This is a genomic window from Chloroflexota bacterium, assembly GCA_013152435.1.
In the GTDB taxonomy this organism is placed as follows: domain Bacteria; phylum Chloroflexota; class Anaerolineae; order DUEN01; family DUEN01; genus DUEN01.
This window is the reverse complement of the sequence record JAADGJ010000072.1, coordinates 1-4,281: the sequence shown is the minus strand read 5'-3', so window position 1 is coordinate 4,281 and position 4,281 is coordinate 1. Positions and strand designations below refer to the sequence as shown.

Below are 4,281 nucleotides of genomic sequence, written 5' to 3'. Positions count from 1 at the left end.
CCTGCTCATAGCAACGAGAGCTCCCCTTCCGCCACGGCAGCGCCAGCTCCCACGCTGGCGCTACCTTCCGGCCGGGCGTGGGAGCCCGGCCTGCTGATCTTCAGCGAAGGTCACAACTCGCCTCGCAGCAGTCGCTCCTTCTGCTCCATATAGTACCGGAAGTTGTCCCAGCTCACGTCCGGCGGGACAGTGTGATCCACGGTAGGGATGTATCCCCCCTCCTCGATCAGCGGGGCCAGCTCCCGTAGATGGGCGTCGATGGCCTCCGGCCCCTGGGCCAGCACCCGCTTGTCCACGCCGCCCCACAACCGCAGCGAACGGCCGAACTTCCGCCGCAGGCGCAGCGGGTCCTGTCCGGCAGCGCGCTCCAATGGCCAGACCACATCCACGCCGGCGTCCATCATCATCCCCAGCAATGGCTCGGGGTTGCCGTCCGTGTCGATGCAGACGTAGCGCACGCCATGGGACTTGTAGAACTCGACGACCCGCTTGAGCCGAGGGTAGATGAACTCCCGGTACGTGTTCGGGCTCAGCAGCGGGCCGGTCTTCATCGCCATGTCCTCGCTGAGCGTGATGTACTCCACCGTCGTGTGCTCCAGGATGGGCCGCGCCGCCTCGATCAGGAAGTCCGCCCGGGATTCCATGATGTCATGCACCAACATGGGCTGATCGAAGAAGGCATAGGAAAGCCCCTCCGTCCCCATCATCTCCCGAGCGAACCAGTAGAACCCCTCCGTCGACGTGTTAGGCCCGAAGATGAGCGGATGTCGGCGCAGCTTCCAGCCGGCCACGCGCGTCACCTGCCAGTTCGGCTCGTATCGTTGAGGCGACGTGGGATCGAAGCGCCGCTTCATCGCCCGCCAGTCCTCCATCGTCTCCACCGGGAAGCGGACGTACTGGTCCATCGACATGCGCACCCCGTCTGCCGTGCCCTCCTTCAACGCCTTGCGGACGCGCCCCAGCTCGTCACGGAAGACCACCGTGCGATCGTCCTCCTCCAACACTTCGTGCTCGAAGGGAGGGATCGGGTCCCTGCGGAAGAAGATGAACTCCCTGGGGTCCATGCCCAGGGCGGCCTCCCCGGCGAACCAATCCCAGTGCATCCGGGTCGAATCCAGCCCCTCCCGTTCCCATCGCTGGCGCGTCTGCGGCCAGACGCCCAACTCCCAATTGGGCACGCGGTCCACGGGTCGATACTCCATCACGGCGAGAAAGCGATCCAATGGTTCCATGGGCTCTCCACCTCACAGCTTCATGTAGTACGTGACGTCCTCGTGGCGGATGTGGAATCCGGCCCTCTCGTACGCCCGCCGGGCGCGCGCATGGGCGTCGTCCAGGCCCGTCACCACCTTGGCGTACAACATGCCCTGCGAGCGGAAGTACTCCAGGACCGCCGCATACATCTGCTGGCCGATCCCCTTCAGGCCACAGTCCGGGTCCACGGCATTGTTGCCGATCTCCCCGACCCGCCTCTCATAATCCAGGGTGAAGGTCACGAACCCGACGATGCGGCCGCCCTCCTCGCAGACGAAGACCCATTCCGGGTGCCGCTCGCAATGGGCCCGGATCTGCCCCCCCTTGGCCGTCTTCTCGTCCGGCACCAGGAGCTCGAAGAGCTCATCGCCATAGGTCTCTCGGAACATCCGGTAGATCTCACGCCAGGCCCGATTGCCGATATCCATGATGATCGGCAGATCCTCCGGCTGATACGGACGGATCATCTGCCCTCCTATACGAAACACACCACGAAGTCACCAAGACACTAAGAAAGACACCTAAAAGGGCGGGGAAAAATGCGAAGATCTCCAAAACCTCTCTCTCCTCTGCAACCTTCGCGCCCTTTGCGGTTATTGAAACACGCCTCAGGCGGGCTCTAGGTTCCTCGGATCGTTGCGATGGGCGATGGAGCGGGCGAAATAGTCGTCGAGGGACTCGATCTCGAACTCACGCATCAGGTCCTCGACGGTCAGGTCCTCGCCCTCGCTGGAGATCAGGACCGCGCCTAGATAGCCGGGATCGAAGATGGAGACCTTCGGGCCGTACCTTTCCTTCATCGCCCGAAGCTTCTCCCAGTGGAAGTCCAGGTGTACCACAGCGCAATCCAGGTTCACCGTCGTGGTCACGAAGTCGAAGTAGTTGGTGGAGGTGGCGATGAGATGGCCGACCGGTGAGATCACGCCGCTGGGCAGCCCGGCGATGGCGGTCACCAGATAGGCCCGGCAGGAATACGCCCAGTAGCTCTGCATCAGCCCGCCGTGATACATGGAGGCGAACAGGATCATGTCGGGTCGCGAGGCCACGTACTTCTGACGGATGCCGTCGAAGTTGAGATCGAAGCAGATGGCGCAGCCCACGCGCCCGAAATCGCATTCGAACAGGGGTGCCTCCCGCCCTGCCAGGATCCCCCCTTCGAGGGTCTCGGTGATCACCGGGTAATTCTTGTGGTAGAAGCCCATGGACTCGCCATCGCGGTCGAAGAGCTGGATGGCGTTGCGCCAGGTGCCGTCGGGCATCTCCCGCACGGCCGGATAGGCGACATAGCAGCGGTTCTTCCTGGCCACGCTGGCGAAGAAGTCGGCGATCTGATCCCCCCGGCAGCGATAGTAGGCCAGACGCTCCTCGACGGAATGCTCGGGATAGCGATCACAGCATTCGGGCACCAGGATCAAATCAGGCCGGTCGGGAAGGACCTGGGCAAACCGATCCCGCCAGTGTTCGATCATCCGATCCACGGCCGCCTGCCCCGTCCCCGGGTTGCCCGCCACCGGTCTCGCGCCGATGGTGCTGATCTTGACGTAGTTCGCCATGTCTCACTCCTTCATACGACGAAGGACGAAGGGGCCTTCGTCTGTCGTCCTCCGTCTTTCGTCCCCCCTCAATCCAGCCACTCGTCCAGATGCTCGGCCACGAACGCGTCGTCGTTCAGATGCGGGTAGGCCGCGTAGACGCGGTCGATCTCCTCTTTCTGGCCGGGCGAGAGATCCTCGTTGGGGTCCAGTGTCTGGCGACCGGACATCAGCCCTTGCCGCGCCAGCACCTCGTGGATGCCGACGATGCAGCCGGCAAAGTGATGGGCCGCGTCGAAGAAGGCCGCGTTGCAATCCGTCACCTGGATGCCGAGAGTCAGGAGCTCGACGGGGATCTTCCCCTCTCGCCAAGCGGCTTTACACATCCCCAGCAGCTCCACCGCCTTGCGTGTCCACACCGCCCAGTGCCCCAGCAGCCCACCGACGATCCGCAACGGGGGCGCGTCCTCCCCGAAGCGGAACTCGGTCAGCAGGTCATCCACGATGTGATCGTCGTTGCCGGTATACAGTGCGATCTCCCGCCCACGTCCCGAGTCGGCCACGGCCCGCATCACATCGAGGGTCTGATAACGGTTGAAGGGCGCGATCTTGATGGCCACGACCTCCTCGATCTCGACAAAGCGCCGCCAAAACGAATAGGGCAGCGCCCGTCCGCCCACCGCGGTCTGCAGGTAAAACCCAAACAGCGGGATCACGCGGGCCACCTCCCGGCAGTGGGCGATGATCTGATCCTCATCGGCATCCCGGAAGGAGGCCAGACTGAGCAAACCGCAATCGTAGCCGAGCGATACGGCCAGCTCCGCCTCCCGGACGGCCTGCGCCGTGTCGCCTACCAGGCCCGCCACCTTGACGAAGCCCTGCACCGCCGACTCGCGGATCGTCTCGGCGGCCAGCTCCAACACGGGACGATAGAGACCCACCTTGGCATCGTGAATGGCGAATTGGGTCGTGTGAACGCCGACGGCCAGCCCACCTGCCCCCGCCGCCACGTAGTAGCGCACCAGGGCGCGTTGGTGCCGCTCGTCGAACTTGCGTTGCGGCGTCAGGGCCAGAGGACAGGCCGGGATGACGAGCCCTTCCATCAGCCTGTTGCGCAGGTCCTCCAGGTCTCCACTCATCGAGCAAGACCTCCCCTGGTTATGAAAATCGACGAAAGGCTACCCCTGCTAACCGCAAAGAGCGCTAAGGACGCAAAGAGGACTATAAAAATGTATCCTGCGAGCTGTAAGCCCTCATTCGTGAGAAAACGTTTCTTGCGACGTCCCCTATGATTATCTCGCTCCGCTCGCAATAACACGCGCTGACGGCGCTTTGATACACAACGAAGGGACAAATTTGAAAACCTCTGCGCTCTTTGCGCCCTTTGCGGTTCCTTATCCCTCTAGAACCGGCCGTCGCGCACCTGGAACTTGGTCGGCTTGTCCCAGACGGGGCCGCCGGCCATCACCCACTCGGCCACCCAGCCGATGATGGT

Annotated in this window: 4 protein-coding genes; all 4 read right to left on the bottom strand. The window is 63.3% G+C overall.

From position 1 onward, the window contains the following. Positions 1 to 110: 110 nt before the first annotated feature. The 4 genes from GXP39_10155 to GXP39_10140 all read right to left on the bottom strand — a co-directional run bounded on the left by GXP39_10155 (position 111) and on the right by GXP39_10140 (position 3,925). Positions 111 to 1,232, bottom strand: a complete 1,122-nt coding sequence (locus GXP39_10155) for a hypothetical protein (protein ID NOZ28398.1) — start codon at positions 1,230 to 1,232, stop codon at positions 111 to 113. A 12-nt stretch (positions 1,233 to 1,244) separates the two neighbouring features. After that, a complete protein-coding gene (locus GXP39_10150) occupies positions 1,245 to 1,721 on the bottom strand; it encodes a GNAT family N-acetyltransferase (protein NOZ28397.1) in 477 nt (158 codons plus the stop codon). A gap of 141 nt (positions 1,722 to 1,862) precedes the next feature. Further along, complete coding sequence (locus tag GXP39_10145; GenBank protein ID NOZ28396.1) at positions 1,863 to 2,807, bottom strand: carbon-nitrogen hydrolase family protein; 945 nt, start codon at positions 2,805 to 2,807, stop codon at positions 1,863 to 1,865. A gap of 68 nt (positions 2,808 to 2,875) precedes the next feature. Continuing rightward, the gene (locus tag GXP39_10140) at positions 2,876 to 3,925 is read right to left on the bottom strand and encodes a dihydrodipicolinate synthase family protein (protein NOZ28395.1); all 1,050 of its coding nucleotides are present in this window, start codon (positions 3,923 to 3,925) and stop codon (positions 2,876 to 2,878) included. Positions 3,926 to 4,281 lie beyond the last annotated feature (356 nt).

Coding starts and splice junctions, on each gene's coding strand:
- GXP39_10155 (NOZ28398.1), bottom strand. CDS start 1,232: ATGGAACCATTGGATCGCTTTCTCGCCGTGATGGAGTATCGACCCGTG.
- GXP39_10145 (NOZ28396.1), bottom strand. CDS start 2,807: ATGGCGAACTACGTCAAGATCAGCACCATCGGCGCGAGACCGGTGGCG.
- GXP39_10140 (NOZ28395.1), bottom strand. CDS start 3,925: ATGAGTGGAGACCTGGAGGACCTGCGCAACAGGCTGATGGAAGGGCTC.
- GXP39_10150 (NOZ28397.1), bottom strand. CDS start 1,721: ATGATCCGTCCGTATCAGCCGGAGGATCTGCCGATCATCATGGATATC.